Source organism: Jatrophihabitans sp. GAS493 (assembly GCF_900230215.1).
Lineage (GTDB): Bacteria > Actinomycetota > Actinomycetes > Mycobacteriales > Jatrophihabitantaceae > MT45.
Genome location: NZ_LT907982.1, coordinates 4,800,067 through 4,814,039, shown reverse-complemented (window position 1 = coordinate 4,814,039; position 13,973 = coordinate 4,800,067). Strand labels below are relative to the sequence as shown.

Here is a 13,973-nt window from a genome sequence, read left to right as displayed (position 1 = left end):
GACTTCTACGCCTGGGCCGAGGTGTTCTGAACCTCGCGCATCCAGCTCATGATCTCGTCCGGATCGCGGGGCAGCGCAGCCGAGAGATTGATCGGCTCGCCATCGGTGGCCACGATGTCATCTTCGATGCGCACCCCGATACCTCGAAGCTCCGGCGGTGCGGTGCGATCGTTCGGCTGAAAGTACAACCCCGGCTCGACGGTGAGGACGTGCCCGGCGGCCAGAGTGCCCTTGTGGTAGGTCTCGGAGCGGGCCTTGGCGCAGTCATGGACGTCGATACCGAGCATGTGCGACGTGCCGTGCAGGGTGTAGCGGCGGTGCAGCCCGGCGCCCGGGGCCTCGGTGTCTTCGTTGCAGGCGACATCGGCGGTGACCGGGAGAATGCCCCACGAATGAAGGTGATCGGCCAGGATCCACATCGCCGCCCGGTGGGCCGCGCCGAAGTCGGCTCCGGCCTTTACCTCGGCGATTCCGGCGGACTGGGCCTCGGCGACGGCTCGGTAGACCTTGAGCTGATCCGGTTGCCACTCACCGTTCACCGGCATCGTGCGGGTGACGTCCGCGGTGTAGAGGGAATCGGTCTCCACCCCCATGTCGGCCAGTAGCAGCTGACCCGCCTCGATGCGACCGTGGTTGCGCCACCAGTGAAGTGTGGTTGCGTGCGCTCCGGCACCGACGATCGAGGTGTAGCCGACGTCGTTGCCCTCCATGCGCGCCCGACGCCAGAACGTCCCCTCCAGCCAGCGCTCTCCGCGCTCGCCGCCCCGGGCCAGCAGCATCGGTAATTCCCTTACAACGTCGGCGAATCCACGGCTGGTGGCATCGCACGCCTCCTGTAGCCGGGCCAGTTCCCAGTCGTCCTTCACCAGACGCAGCTCGTCGAGCACCTGCTCCAGTTTGGTCGCCGAGCCACGGGGTAGGAGGGCGTCGACGCCGGGGTCGAAACCGGCGAGCAGCGCGACCTCCTTCTCCCGCCACGGCGCCAAGTCAGCGGCCAGTTCGGCCAGCCCACGAGTCGTCAGCCCCAGAACTGCCTGCGTTTCACTGGGAGTTGGCACATTTCCGACCCAGAGGGCGCCGTCCCTACTGGCGAAATAGCCCAGTTCTCCGGCTGGTGCGCACTCGCGGAGATAGAGCGTCGCGTCATGGCCGGTGGCCGTCGGTGCCAGTACCAGCACCGCACCCTCGGCCGTCTCTCCGGTGAGCCAGGTGAAGACGCTCGCCGCTCGAAACACATAGTCGGTGTCGTTGGCCCGTACCTTCATCGCCCCGGCGGGAACCACGATCAGTTCACCGGCGAAGGCGGCCGACGTTCGGGCGCGCCGGGCGGAGGTCCAGGTCGTGCCGTCGGTGCGGGCCGGGTGAGGCATCGGGGGCGCCGGATCCCAATCCTGTGCGATGAAGTCCTTGAGGTGGGCTGAGACCGGGATGTCGTAGGAGGTGGTTTTCGGCTCTTCGTTCGGCTCTTCGCTCATGCATCCCAGCTTAGAACGGATTCGACTCCGGCCGCCCTCTCAACCTGGGCTACGCGCGACCGTGGGGGAGTGGCGGCGTAGGTTGCAGGAACACCCAAAGTCAGGAGCTCAGTGATGCCCGAAGTGAACGTCGTCGCAGTGATCAAGGCCCGGGACGGGAAGGGCGACGAGTTGGCGGCGGCGCTGAGTGGCCTGGCCACGGCGACCCATGGCGAGGATGGCTGCATTCACTACAGCCTCCACCGGGGTCTGGAGGACACCGATACCTTCGTCACCGTCGAGAAGTGGGGCTCATCGGAGGATCTGAAGGGGCACATGGCATCGCCGCACATGAAGGCCGCGATGAGTCAGTTCGGCGACCTGCTGGCCGGGGCGCCGACGGTCATCCCGCTCGGCGCCATCGACCTCGGCAGTGCCGAGAAGGGGATTTTCTAGCGGCCTTCGGTCGCAACCACTTCGAAGCCGATTCCGGCCGCGATAAGCCTCTCCAGCAACGCCTGTCCCATCGCGGTCGCGGTGGTGACCTGCCCGGACGTCTTGGGCAGGTCGTCGAAAGCCAGGCAGAGCGCCGACTCGGCCAGCATCTTCGACGTCTCGTCGTAGCCGGGATCACCGCCGCTGACCAGCGTCACGACGGTCCGGCCACCGCCGTGACCGGTGAAGCGGACGCTGAATCGACTGCGGTCGCGCCGCTCCAGCGACGGCCCCTCGCCGGGCGTGGCGCGGCTGAGGAGCAACTTACGGACCGGGGGGATCTGGGCGAGGCCGATCAGCAGGCCGAGGCCGAGGCCGGCCCCGATCGCCACCGGGAGATGCTTCACCTTCGCGTAATGCGAGTACTGGAATTCGGGACCGTAACGCGGGAGGGCACGGGCCGAGCGCGCAATCACCTGCGGGTCGATGGTGGGTAGTGGGACCGCCCAGCCGCCCTCGACGCGATGCGCTCGACCGGTGGTTGAGCGCGCGCGGCGGGTCGAGCCCGAATGCCGGCCGACCGCAGCTTCCACGCTGCTGCGCTGGCGTGCGGTACGAATCGTCTGTCGGGCGTGGGCGAAACCGGTGAGCGCGGAGTGGTACGTGCCGGCCGAGAAGGTTGCGTTGGTGCTCACCACGCCGCTGACCGTCAGCGCCACGTCCTCGGGTAACTGGGCGACGGTGAAGAAGGTGCCCAGGTCGTGCGGGATCGAATCGAAGCCGCACGAGTGCACCAGTCGCGCTCCGCTGGCAACCGCGCGTTCGTGGTACTTCAGATACATGAGGTCAACGAACTCCGGCTCACCGGTGAGATCGACGTAGTCGGTGCCGGCCGCCGCGCAGGCCGCGACCAACGGCTCGCCATAGTTGATGTACGGACCAACGGTGCTGATCACCACTCGGGTGCTCGCGGTGAGTGCGGTCAGCGACTCTGGATCGGTGGCGTCGGCCTGGATGAGCGGGAGGTCCGCGAGTTCTGGCCGGATCGTGGTGAGCAGCGTGCGAACCGATTCCAGTTTGGCCCGGTTCCGGCCGGCCAGTGCCCAGCGACAGTCAACCGGTGCGTGGCGGGCCAGATACTGCGCGGTGAGGGATCCGGTGAATCCGGTGGCACCGTAGAGCACGATGTCGTAGCTGCGATCGTCGGTCATAGGCACACCCTAAGCGGTGCGGGACACTGCGAATAGTTCGATGTCTGTGGATAGGCCGGTTGAATTGTCGGTGGGGTGTTGTATGTTCGCGGTGGGACCACTCCAGCCATCCCGAGCGGCTCGAATCACCTTAGTTTTGTTGATGATTCGGGTTGTCATCGCTCACGTGTTCGAGTAGTGTCGGGGGCATGGTTGGAGGGCCTGAAGTCGACGCATCACCGAAAGTGGCTGCCCTGTTGGAGGCGGTCACGGCGGCGGTCGACACCTTGCTCGACGCCCCGTTGCCGTCATTGACCTCCGCTGAGTTGCTGGAACTGCTGCAGGGGTGGGAGACGCACCGCCGCCGTGAGGTTGCGGTGGAGCATCTGCTGCTGTCGGCGGTGATGGGACGAGGACTGGCCGGTGAGTTCGGGTTCGCGTCACCGCAGGCGTTGTTGGTGGGGGTGTTGCGGGTCGATCCGGGGGAGGCGAAGGCCCGGGTCAGAGCGGCGCAGGATCTGGGTCCGCGGACCGGTCTGACCGGGGAGGTATTGGACCCGGTGTTCGGTGAGACCGCGGCCGCGCAGAAGACGGGGGTGATCTCGGCTGGGCACGCGAAGGTCATCACCACCACGCTGGACGGGTTGAGCGAGGACCTGGACTTTGAGCACGGGGCCCGGGTCCAGGCCGAGCTGGTGGCCCAGGCCCGCTGGTTCACCCCCCGAGACCTCGCGAAACTCGCCACCCGGATCGTGGCCCATCTCGACCCTGACGGCACCGCACCGTCTGACACCCGTCAGCAGCAGAACCGGGGGTTCACGTTGGCCCGGCGCCTGGATGGGATGGTCATCCCGACCGGGGCACTGACCCCGGCCTGCGGCGCCGCGTTGGAAGCTGTCCTCGACTGTCTCAGCGCCCCCGCCCCAGCCGAAGAGACCAGCGGTGTCGGCGGCGGGGTGGTGGAACGTGACTCCCGAACCCCGGCGCAACGCCGTCACGACGCGTTGCTGGACTCCTCCCTCCGGCTCCTGGCCGACGGTGGACTCCCACCCAGCGGCGGGGTACCGACCACGTTGCTGATCACCATGAGCGACGAACAGTTCCGCACCCAGACCGGGTACGCCACGACCAGCCACGGCGACCTCATCAGCATCCCGGAAGCCCTGGCAGTGGCTGAGGAAGCCGACGTGGTGTCGGTGCTGCTCAATCCGACCGGTGGGGTCATCAGCCACGGCCGGCAACGACGATTGGCGTCTCCTGCTCAACGGCTCGCGTTGTATGCCAGGGACCAGGGGTGTTGTTTCCCCGGCTGCACCATCCCGGTCCAGTGGACTCAGGTCCACCACCAGATCCCCTGGCACCGCGGCGGGAAGACCTCAATTCACACGATGGCCCTGCTCTGCGGGCATCACCACCGCACCTTCGAGCAACTCGGCTGGACCCTCACCATGACCAACGGCATCCCCTGGTGGATCCCACCACCCTGGATCGACCCGACCCAACAACCCGTCCGCAACACCCAACACCACCCACCCCCGATACCGATCGGCACAGAGCCGATCCGATGCGCGCCGGGTGGGTAGGTCTGTCGCGTCGGGAGCTGGCCAACGCGAGCTCTCGACACGGTATGCCACACTCTCCCTCGTGGCGAGCGGCGGCGAACACACGGCACCCACCCTTGAGGTGGTCGCCGAGCGGGCCGGTGTGTCTCGAGCAACGGCCAGCCGAGTCCTGCGTGGCGCGACGAATGTGAGTGACAAGGCCCGTGAGGCCGTCCAGCGGGCGGCGGCGGAGATCTCCTACCGCCCCAATCTGGCGGCCAGGGCGTTGGTGACAAAACGGAGCGATTCGATCGCATTTCTCGTCACCGAGAGCGGCGATCGGCTCTTCAACGACCCGTATTTCTTGGGGATGTTGCGCGGAGCGCAGACCACAGTCGCCGCAGCCGGCATGCAGCTGATCTTCATCATCGCCTCTACCCAGGCCGAGGCTGAGAACTTCGAGCACTACGCCCGCGGCGGCCACGTCGATGGTGTCCTGCTCGTCTCACTGCACGGTGACGACCAGTTGCCTCAGCGACTCGAAGCCCTCGGTGTGCCGACCGTGCTGAACGGCCGACCGATCTCCGACGACGAATCCATCTACTACGTGGACTCGGACAATATCGGCGGCGGCCGCCTGGCCACCCAGCACCTCATCGACCGCGGCGCCCGTCGGATCGCCACCATCACTGGGCCGATGGACATGACGGCCGGTCTCGATCGGCTCGCCGGCTACCGTCAAGCGATGAACGACGCCGGACTGAAACCGTTGAAAAAGCACATAGTTCCCGGCGATTTCTCGGTCGAGGGTGGTGCGGCGGCGATGACGAGACTCCTCAGAGACGACCCAACGATAGACGGGGTCTTCGCCGCCTCGGACCTCACCGCACTCGGCGCGCTCAGCGTAATCGCCGCCAACGGACGGAGCGTCCCGAACGACATCTCAGTCGTCGGCTTCGACGATATTCGCGAGGCCGACCTGGTCAACCCGGGTCTCACCACCGTCCGGCAGCCACTTGATGCCATGGGGCAATCGATGGCCCGCAAACTGCTCGAACGCATCACCGGCCAGGCCGCTGAACGCATCACCGTCCTCCCGGTCTCCCTGGTTCCGCGACTCAGCGCCTGAGTCAGAGCCTGAGTCAGCGCAGGGCCTCCCGGGCCGGGTCGCGACCAACACCTCCAGCAACACCTCGACCGCAACGAACCCGGACGGGCCACGCCGATTTGTATTCGGCGACAACTAATTTCGGCAGAACCCTTGACAGCGACCCTCACCATAAATCACTCTTAGCCACGTCGTGAGAGCGCTCTCATCGGTCTCAGGAACGGACCGCCACCCGGTCCGTCCAGCCCGGCAGACGAGCGGATCACGCGAATCAGCAGCGACATGCAAGGACAGCCACACGCAAGGACAGCCACGCGCAAGGAGCGGTGTACGGATGACAGCAACCCAGATGCGACCAGCAGGCTCGACCCGCTCGGCGGTCGACGTCGGCTCCACGCCGGCGGCGCGACCGCGGCCGGGCGCCCTGCGCACGGCCTTTCCCCCCGGGTTCGTCTGGGGTGCGGCCACCGCCGCCTATCAAATCGAAGGCGCGGTCGCCGAGGATGGCCGGGGCCCGTCAATCTGGGACACCTTCAGCCACACTCCGGGACGGGTGATCGGCAACGAGACAGGCGACACCGCCGCCGATCACTACCACCGAGTCCCCGATGACGTAGCGCTGATGGCCTCGCTGGGGCTGCAGGCCTACCGCTTTTCGGTGGCCTGGTCGCGGATCGTCCCCACCGGGTCCGGTGCGGTGAACCGTCAGGGCCTCGACTTCTACTCCCGCCTGGTCGACGAGCTGCTCAGCCATCACATCGACCCCGTTGTCACCCTTTATCACTGGGACCTGCCGCAGCCGCTGGAGGACCTCGGAGGTTGGGCCAATCGGGACACCGCGTCCCGCTTCGCCGAGTACGCCCAGATCATCGGCCAGGAGCTGGGTGATCGGGTGCGCGTCTTCGGCACCCTGAACGAGCCGTGGTGCTCGGCCTTTCTCGGCTACGCCAGTGGTGTCCACGCACCCGGACGCACCGACCTGGTGGCATCGCTGATGGCGGCGCATCACCTGAACCTGGCGCATGGACTGGGGACGTCGGCCCTGCGCGCGGTACTGCCGGCCGACTCGCAGATCTCGATCACGCTCAATCTGCACCAGGTCCGCCCGGCGACGCAGGATCCGGCAGACGTCGATGCCGCCCGGTCGGTCGACACGGTAGCGAACCGGATCTTCCTCGATCCGATCCTCAGAGGTGCCTATCCGCAGGAGCTCTACGCGGACACCGCCGACGTCACTGATTGGTCCTTCGTGCAGGCCACCGACCTGTACAACATCAACAAGCACCCCGATCTTCTCGGCGTGAACTACTACACCCCGGCACTGATCGCTGCCCTCGGCCCGCAGGAGGCGGCCCAGATCACCAAGCGTTGGACCAACGATCCGCAGGGTGCGGACGAGCCGTCGATCTGGCCCGGCAGCCACCGGGCGTACTCGGTCCCGCAGGCGGGGCCATACACGGACATGGGCTGGCGAATCGAGCCTGAGGCCTTTACCGAGCTACTGCTGCGCGTGCACCGTGACTACCCCGGCGTGGCGATGATGATCACCGAGAATGGGGCCGCTTTCCCGGACGTCGTCGGCGAGGGCGGGATCGTCCACGACCAGGATCGGATCGACTACCTGGAGAGCCACCTGCTGGCGCTCAGTGACGCGATCGAAGCCGGGGCCGATGTTCGTGCTTACTTCGTCTGGTCCCTGATGGACAACTTCGAGTGGGCCTGGGGTTACGGCAAGCGCTTCGGCATCGTGCACGTCGACTATGAATCCCAGGTCCGCACGCCGAAGTCGTCGGCGCAGTGGTATCACGCGGTGAGTCGGGTCAACGGGATCGTCTGATGGTCGGGTCACTACTACCGTGGAGCATGATTGGTGGCATGACGAACCGGCTCGCGCTCGCCAGCAGTCCTTACCTGCAACAGCACCGCGACAACCCGGTCGACTGGCAGGAGTGGGGCGAGGCGGCGTTCCGCGAGGCGCGGGACCGAGACGTTCCGGTGCTCCTCTCGGTCGGCTACGCGGCCTGCCACTGGTGTCACGTGATGGCCCATGACTCCTTCGAGGACGAAGACGTCGCCGCGTTGATGAACAAGAACTTCGTCAATGTGAAGGTCGATCGCGAGGAGCGACCGGACATCGACGCCGTCTACATGCAGGCCACCACTGCGCTCACCGGACAGGGCGGCTGGCCAATGACCTGCCTGCTCACCCCGGACGGATCCCCTTTCTTTGCCGGCACATTCTTCCCTCGTGCTCAGTTCCAGTCGCTGCTCATCTCGGCGACCCGGGCCTGGGACGAGCAGCGCGACGAGGTGCTGGCCGCCGGCCAACGGATCGTCACGGCGCTGGCCGATCTGGTTCCCACCGCCCCCGACACGCGCAGCATTCCGGGCCCCGAGCAACTCGACGCAGCGGCGCTGCGGCTCGCACCCGGCTACGACGAAGTTAACGGCGGCTTCGGCGGCGCCCCCAAGTTCCCGCCGTCGATGGTGCTCGAGTTCCTGCTCCGCCGCTACGAGCGCACCGGCGACGTCGATGCGCTGCGGATGGTCGAGGGGACGTGCGAGGCGATGGCCCGCGGTGGGATGTATGACCAGCTGGCCGGCGGCTTCGCCCGCTACAGCGTGGACGCCGCGTGGGTGGTGCCCCACTTCGAGAAGATGCTCTACGACAATGCCCTGCTGCTACGGGTCTATCTGCACTGGTGGCGGATCACCGGCTCGCCGCTGGCCGAACGGGTGGCGCGCGAGACGGCCGACTTCCTGATCCGCGACCTGGGCACAGTCGACGGCGGATTCGCCTCGGCCCTGGATGCCGACACCGACGGGGTGGAGGGGCTCACCTACGCCTGGACGCCGGCTCAGCTGACCCAGGTGCTCGGACCACGAGACGCCGCCCGTACGGCGAAGCTGCTGAACGTGACCGCGGTGGGGACGTTCGAGAAGGGCGCCTCGACGCTGCAACTGCGCGAAGATGCCGCCGATCCGGCCTGGTGGGAGGAAGTGCGGATCAGGCTGCTGGAGGCTCGCTCCGAGCGCCCGCAGCCGGCCCGAGACGACAAGGTGGTCACCGCCTGGAACGGGCTGGCCATAGCCGCGCTGGCTGAGGCCGGCATGCTGCTCGACGGCCGGTACCTGGCGGCCGCCCGGCAGGCGGGCGAATTGATGCTGCGTACTCATCTCGTCGACGGTCGGCTGCGCCGGACCTCGCTGGACGGGGTGGCCGGTGAGGCGGCCGGAGTGGCCGAGGACTATGGCGATCTGGCCGACGGGCTGCTGATGCTTCATCAGGCCACCGCCGAGCCGCGCTGGCTGGAGGCGGCCGGCTCGCTGCTGGGGGTCGCGCTGCGACATTTCCTCGACCGGGACGGGAGTCTCTTCGACACCGCCGATGACGCTGAGCAGTTGGTTCAGCGTCCGAAGGACCCCAGTGACAATGCGGCCCCGAGCGGGCAGAGCGCGGTGGCCAACGCGCTACTGACCTACTCGGCACTCACCGGTTCGCTGAGTCACCGGGAGGCCGCCGAACGCGCGCTCCAGGTTGTCTCCTGGCTCGGTACCACCCAGCCCCGCTTCCTCGGATGGGGATTGGCGGCGGCCGAAGGACTGGTTGCCGGGCCGGTGCAGATCGCCATCGTGGGGGAGCGCCCGGCTCCGGCCGTCGGCGCCGAGTCGGCCGGGGAACGCACCGCGGCCGAGGCCGGCCCGCTCACCGAGCTGGCCTGGCGGCAGCGGCCCCCGGGGGCGGTGATCGTCTCGGGCGACCCGGACGCGGAGCGTGTTCCGCTGCTTCAGTTCCGCCCGCTGGTCGCCGGATCGGCGGCCGCCTACGTCTGCTACGGCATGGTCTGCGACGCACCCACGACGAGCGGGGCCGCCCTCGCGGCCGCCTTGAGCCGACGCGGCTAGCAGCGACACATCCGACGCAGATTGGGGAGTCTGCTGCCCGGAATCCGGGCAACAAACTCCCCAATCTCCCGTATTTGACTAGAGGTTCGGCCCCTCGGTGCGGAGCTTGTCCACCTCGGCCATCGCGTCCCGCAGACCGGCCAGCCACTCGTCGGTGTGCTCCCCGACCAGTTTCACACTCCAGGCCAGCGCCTCGGAGCGGGAGCGGGCGACCCCGGCGTCGACCAGAGTGTCGAGCACTTGGCGCTCGCTCTGCCGCAGCCGGGTCATCACCGGCACCGATAGGTGGGTGAAGACGACGACCGTCTCACCGATCGAGGCGCCCCACGCGACCTTTCGCCCGTAGCGGGCCTCGGCCTCGTCCGCAATCTTGATGCGGGCGTCGCGGGTCTCCTCGCGAAAGCGGGTGATCCGTCCGATCGAGGCGGCCTCCGAGACCGGTCCGTCGGCCTCCAATGGCGGAAGCTCGCCGATTACGGTGATCTCCTCGCGGTCGATCTCGACCTGCGGCGCGCCGACGAACCAGCCTTCGGGCAGGCGCCCGGTCAGCCAATCGAGAGTATCGTCGGCCGCCGGCAGATCAGCCTGCTGCCAACCGCCGGGACGGCCGAATCCACGTCCGCCCCGACCACCGGGGCCGCCCCGACCACCGGGGCCGCCCCGACTACCGGGTCCGCCCCGACCACCGGGCCCACCGCCGCGTCCCCCCGGACCGAAACCGCGGCCGCCGTGGCCGCCCGGACCGCGATGACCACCGCGTCCTCGGCCGCCTTCTTGCTCGCTTCCGTCTGCTCCGCTGCCGGTCGGCACTTCGCCGCCCGCGTCACTGCGGAAGCGTCTTTCACCAGGTATGTGGTTGCTTCTCATGTCTGCCTCCTAAGGGCTCAATTACATGATTACATGATTACACAGTTGCTAACGAGTGCCAACCACGATTCATTCCCCGCCGGCCAGGGGAGGTCGGAGGAGAAGGGGGGATGCGACGGGCCGGGGCGGGATCGCAGTGCGGACGCAACGGAAAAACGGGCACCCCATCGCGTCGAGCAACGCGGCGGAGCACCCGTGGTTGGGGAGGAGCCTGAAGAGCTGGGACCTGAATGATTAGGAGAAGACGGCGAACCAGATCGCGATGTAATGGCAGATCGCGGCGAAGAGTGTGAAGAGGTGGAAGAGTTCGTGAAAGCCGAACGTCTTGGGTGCCGGGTTGGGGCGCTTCGTCGCGTATATGACGGCACCGGAGGAGTAGAAGAGGCCACCGACCAGGATGAGGATCAGGGTGGCCGCACCGCCCTTGTGCAGCAGATCCGGGACGACGAAGATCGCCACCCAGCCGAGTGCGATGTAGCAGGGCGCGGAGAGCCATCGTGGATGCCCGGGCCAGAACCATTGCAGCCCCACGCCGAGCAGGGCACCACTCCACACGATCGTCAGCATCATGATCGCCGTGTCCCGTGGCATCGTGAGCAGCGAGATCGGCGTGTAGGTGCCGGCGATGAAGACGAAGATCATCGAATGGTCGAGACGCTTCCAGGTACGAAGCGCCGCTGGCGACCAGCGGCCGCGGTGGTAGAAGGCTGAGATCCCGAAGAGTCCGGTGACGGTCAGCGCGTAGAGCGACGTCGACCATCCGGCCAGCGGACCACGCAGGGCCGCGGCGACGGCGACGAGCACCACGCCGGTAGCCACCGAGATGGCGGCCGCGTAGGCGTGAAACCAGCCGCGTAGCCGGGGCTTGACGAGCGGACCGGTGAGGGCCGGCGCGGGAGCAGCTGAGCCCATCGCTGTCATGGCAAGGACGCTACCGGTCAGCGAGCCATCACGAAATGTGACCCTCAGCGCGATCGCAGATTCTCCCCGAGTACCTAACAGCGATATGCTCCGAGACTGTGGGGTTACGCGATGCCGTCTACTCGGTCTATGAGCGTCGCCTGCGTGCCCGTCTGCAGGGGCGGCCAGTCCCCAAACATGTCGCCGTCATGCTCGACGGCAACCGCCGCTGGGCCCGGGCCGCCGGATTTACCGATGTAAACCACGGGCATCTCGAGGGTGCTCGACGCATCAACGACCTCCTCCAGTGGTGCACCGAGGCGGGCGTCGAGCACGTCACGCTGTGGCTGCTCTCCACCGACAACCTCACCCGCCCGGACGACGAGCTGCAACCGCTGCTGTCGATCATCGAGGGCGTCGCCAACGAGCTGGCCGACGACGGGCAGCACTGGCGTCTCACCGTGGTCGGAGCCCTCGACCTGCTCCCGGAGCGGACCTCGACCGCGCTGAAGTCGGCCGAGGAGCGCACCGCCAACCGCGACGGGCTGCGGGTCAACATCGCCGTGGGCTACGGCGGACGCCGTGAGATCGCCGACGCGGTGCGCTCGCTGCTGCAGGAGCAGGCCGCCGCCGGTACCTCGATCGAAGAGCTGGCCGAGGTGATCGATGTCGAACACATCGCCGACCACCTATACACGGCCGGGCAGCCCGACCCCGATCTGGTGATCCGAACGTCTGGTGAACAGCGATTGTCGGGCTTCCTGCTGTGGCAGTCCGCGCACTCCGAGTTCTATTTCTGCGACGCCCTCTGGCCCGATTTTCGGCGGGTCGATTTCCTCCGTGCGCTGCGTGATTACGGTCTGCGCCAGCGCCGCTACGGTAGCTAAACCGCTTTGCCGGCTTGACGCTCGTCCAGGGAATCCAGAACGTTCAACGTTAGTTTGATCACCTGCGTGTTAACGCGCACAGAGGCCAGAACCGACGTAACGTTCTTGGTGGTGGCACCGGCCCATCCGGTCCACTCCGGGAGGTCCCGCAACGGTGGTTATGACCAGCGAAGGGGCCGGACGTGCCCCCGCGGTCTGGGTGACCACGGGGAAGAGTCGCCACCTGCAGCGCGGCGGCCGGGACGTCCGGATTCCAACACCTGAGGTCACACCCATCCCTGGAGTGCGTCATGAGTGCTGTCCGTGAACCCAATGGTGGATCCAACTCCGGATCCGCCAGCCCGTCCGCCACTGAAGAATTCCCGGTCAAGACCTTCGTTCTCGACACGTCGGTTCTCCTCTCCGACCCGGGTGCTCTCGGACGGTTCGCCGAACATGAAGTGGTCCTCCCGCTCGTTGTGATCAGTGAGTTGGAAGCTAAGCGAGACCACCCAGAGCTCGGCTGGTTCGCCCGTCAGACCCTGCGCGCACTCGACGAACTCCGGATCAAGCACGGCCGCCTCGACGCTCCGATCCCGATCGGCGTGGACGGTGGCACGCTGCGGGTCGAGCTGAACCACTCCGACCTCTCGTCGCTGCCGGCCGGATTCCGTATCGACTCCAACGACTCCCGCATCCTCGCGGTCTGCATGAACCTCGCGGCCGACGGTCACGACGTGACCCTGGTCAGCAAGGACATGCCGCTACGGGTGAAGGCGGCATCGGTCGGGCTCCCCTCGGACGAGTACCGCACCAGCCTGGCGGTCGACTCCGGCTACACCGGCATGAGCGAGCTCGAGGTTGCCGTCGAGGTGGTCGACGCCCTATACGACGGTGAGCGGCTGCCGATGGCCGAACGGGAGGACCTCCTCGCGGCGGCTGATCTGCCCGTCCACTCCGGCATCGTGCTGCACTCCGCGCGCGGCTCCGCGCTGGCGCGGGTCACCCCGGACAAGTCACTGCGCCTGGTCCGTGGTGACCGGGAGGCGTTCGGCCTGCACGGGCGTTCGGCCGAACAGCGGGTGGCGCTGGACCTGCTGCTGGACCCCGAGGTCGGCATCGTCTCCCTCGGCGGACGGGCCGGCACGGGCAAGTCGGCGCTGGCCCTCTGCGCCGGGCTCGAGGCGGTCATGGAGAGGCGCGCGCACAAGCGGGTCGTCGTCTTCCGTCCGCTCTACGCCGTCGGCGGCCAGGATCTGGGCTACCTGCCGGGCAACGAGAACGAGAAGATGGGGCCGTGGGCCCAGGCCGTCTTCGACACCCTCGGCGCACTGGTGAGCGGCGAGGTGATGGAGGAGATCCTCGACCGCGGCATGATCGAAGTGCTTCCACTGACGCACATCCGCGGCCGCTCGCTGCACGACGCCTTCGTGATCGTCGACGAGGCCCAGTCCCTTGAGCGCAACGTGCTGCTGACCGTGCTCTCGCGGATCGGTCAGGGGTCGCGGGTGGTGCTCACCCACGATGTGGCGCAGCGCGACAACCTGCGGGTCGGACGCCACGACGGCATCGCGGCGGTGATCGAGGCGCTGCGCGGTCACCCGCTCTTCGCGCACGTCACCCTCACCCGCTCCGAGCGGTCGCCGATCGCCGCGCTGGTCACCGAGATGCTGGAGGACCTGCCGCTGTAGGCGTTGGCGGCATCG

11 protein-coding genes are annotated in these 13,973 nt (G+C 67.4%); 7 read left to right on the top strand and 4 right to left on the bottom strand.

Annotation, left to right across the window (positions count from 1 at the left end):
- Window positions 1-5: 5 nt before the first annotated feature.
- Window positions 6-1,475 carry an aminopeptidase P family protein gene (locus tag CPH63_RS21655; protein WP_096304797.1) on the bottom strand — a complete coding sequence of 490 codons (1,470 nt, stop codon included), beginning with the start codon at window positions 1,473-1,475 and terminating at the stop codon, window positions 6-8.
- 114 nt (window positions 1,476-1,589) lie between these two features.
- Between CPH63_RS21655 and CPH63_RS21650 the strand changes: the two genes are divergently transcribed.
- Entirely contained in the window at window positions 1,590-1,910 is a 321-nt protein-coding gene (locus CPH63_RS21650; RefSeq protein WP_096304796.1) for a putative quinol monooxygenase, read from the top strand.
- Here CPH63_RS21650 and CPH63_RS21645 read toward each other — a convergent pair.
- Complete coding sequence (locus CPH63_RS21645) at window positions 1,907-3,100, bottom strand: trans-acting enoyl reductase family protein (protein ID WP_096305340.1); 1,194 nt, start codon at window positions 3,098-3,100, stop codon at window positions 1,907-1,909. The two genes, CPH63_RS21650 and CPH63_RS21645, sit on opposite strands and share 4 nt — an antisense overlap.
- A gap of 188 nt (window positions 3,101-3,288) precedes the next feature.
- On the opposite strand from CPH63_RS21645, the gene CPH63_RS21640 reads away from it, so the two are divergent.
- From CPH63_RS21640 to CPH63_RS21625, 4 genes are all read left to right on the top strand, one after another.
- A complete protein-coding gene (locus tag CPH63_RS21640; RefSeq protein WP_096304795.1) occupies window positions 3,289-4,662 on the top strand; it encodes an HNH endonuclease signature motif containing protein in 1,374 nt (457 codons plus the stop codon).
- A 61-nt stretch (window positions 4,663-4,723) separates the two neighbouring features.
- On the top strand, window positions 4,724-5,749 hold the full coding sequence (locus CPH63_RS21635) for a LacI family DNA-binding transcriptional regulator (RefSeq protein WP_096304794.1): 1,026 nt from the start codon (window positions 4,724-4,726) through the stop codon (window positions 5,747-5,749).
- A 313-nt stretch (window positions 5,750-6,062) separates the two neighbouring features.
- Window positions 6,063-7,565 (top strand): glycoside hydrolase family 1 protein, encoded by a 1,503-nt coding sequence (locus CPH63_RS21630; RefSeq protein WP_096304793.1) that lies wholly within the window; start codon window positions 6,063-6,065, stop codon window positions 7,563-7,565.
- A gap of 38 nt (window positions 7,566-7,603) precedes the next feature.
- Window positions 7,604-9,634 carry a thioredoxin domain-containing protein gene (locus CPH63_RS21625; RefSeq protein ID WP_096305339.1) on the top strand — a complete coding sequence of 677 codons (2,031 nt, stop codon included), beginning with the start codon at window positions 7,604-7,606 and terminating at the stop codon, window positions 9,632-9,634.
- Window positions 9,635-9,712: 78 nt separating this feature from the next.
- Here CPH63_RS21625 and CPH63_RS23860 read toward each other — a convergent pair whose 3' ends face one another.
- Window positions 9,713-10,213, bottom strand: coding sequence for a hypothetical protein (locus CPH63_RS23860; RefSeq protein WP_096305338.1), 501 nt, complete (start codon window positions 10,211-10,213; stop codon window positions 9,713-9,715).
- Between the two features lie 522 nt (window positions 10,214-10,735).
- Window positions 10,736-11,422, bottom strand: coding sequence for a hemolysin III family protein (locus CPH63_RS21615; protein WP_206745607.1), 687 nt, complete (start codon window positions 11,420-11,422; stop codon window positions 10,736-10,738).
- 98 nt (window positions 11,423-11,520) lie between these two features.
- On the opposite strand from CPH63_RS21615, the gene CPH63_RS21610 reads away from it, so the two are divergent.
- Together CPH63_RS21610 and CPH63_RS21605 are read left to right on the top strand one after the other, a co-directional pair.
- Entirely contained in the window at window positions 11,521-12,288 is a 768-nt protein-coding gene (locus tag CPH63_RS21610) for an isoprenyl transferase (protein ID WP_096304791.1), read from the top strand.
- A gap of 290 nt (window positions 12,289-12,578) precedes the next feature.
- Window positions 12,579-13,958 (top strand): PhoH family protein, encoded by a 1,380-nt coding sequence (locus tag CPH63_RS21605; protein ID WP_096304790.1) that lies wholly within the window; start codon window positions 12,579-12,581, stop codon window positions 13,956-13,958.
- The last annotated feature ends 15 nt before the right edge of the window (window positions 13,959-13,973 follow it).

Bases quoted from the DNA above. Each gene is read 5' to 3' on its own strand.
- CPH63_RS21655 (WP_096304797.1), bottom strand. From the start codon at position 1,475: ATGAGCGAAGAGCCGAACGAAGAGCCGAAAACCACCTCCTACGACATC.
- CPH63_RS21650 (WP_096304796.1), top strand. From the start codon at position 1,590: ATGCCCGAAGTGAACGTCGTCGCAGTGATCAAGGCCCGGGACGGGAAG.
- CPH63_RS21645 (WP_096305340.1), bottom strand. From the start codon at position 3,100: ATGACCGACGATCGCAGCTACGACATCGTGCTCTACGGTGCCACCGGA.
- CPH63_RS21640 (WP_096304795.1), top strand. From the start codon at position 3,289: ATGGTTGGAGGGCCTGAAGTCGACGCATCACCGAAAGTGGCTGCCCTG.
- CPH63_RS21630 (WP_096304793.1), top strand. From the start codon at position 6,063: ATGACAGCAACCCAGATGCGACCAGCAGGCTCGACCCGCTCGGCGGTC.
- CPH63_RS21625 (WP_096305339.1), top strand. From the start codon at position 7,604: ATGACGAACCGGCTCGCGCTCGCCAGCAGTCCTTACCTGCAACAGCAC.
- CPH63_RS21615 (WP_206745607.1), bottom strand. From the start codon at position 11,422: ATGACAGCGATGGGCTCAGCTGCTCCCGCGCCGGCCCTCACCGGTCCG.
- CPH63_RS21605 (WP_096304790.1), top strand. From the start codon at position 12,579: ATGAGTGCTGTCCGTGAACCCAATGGTGGATCCAACTCCGGATCCGCC.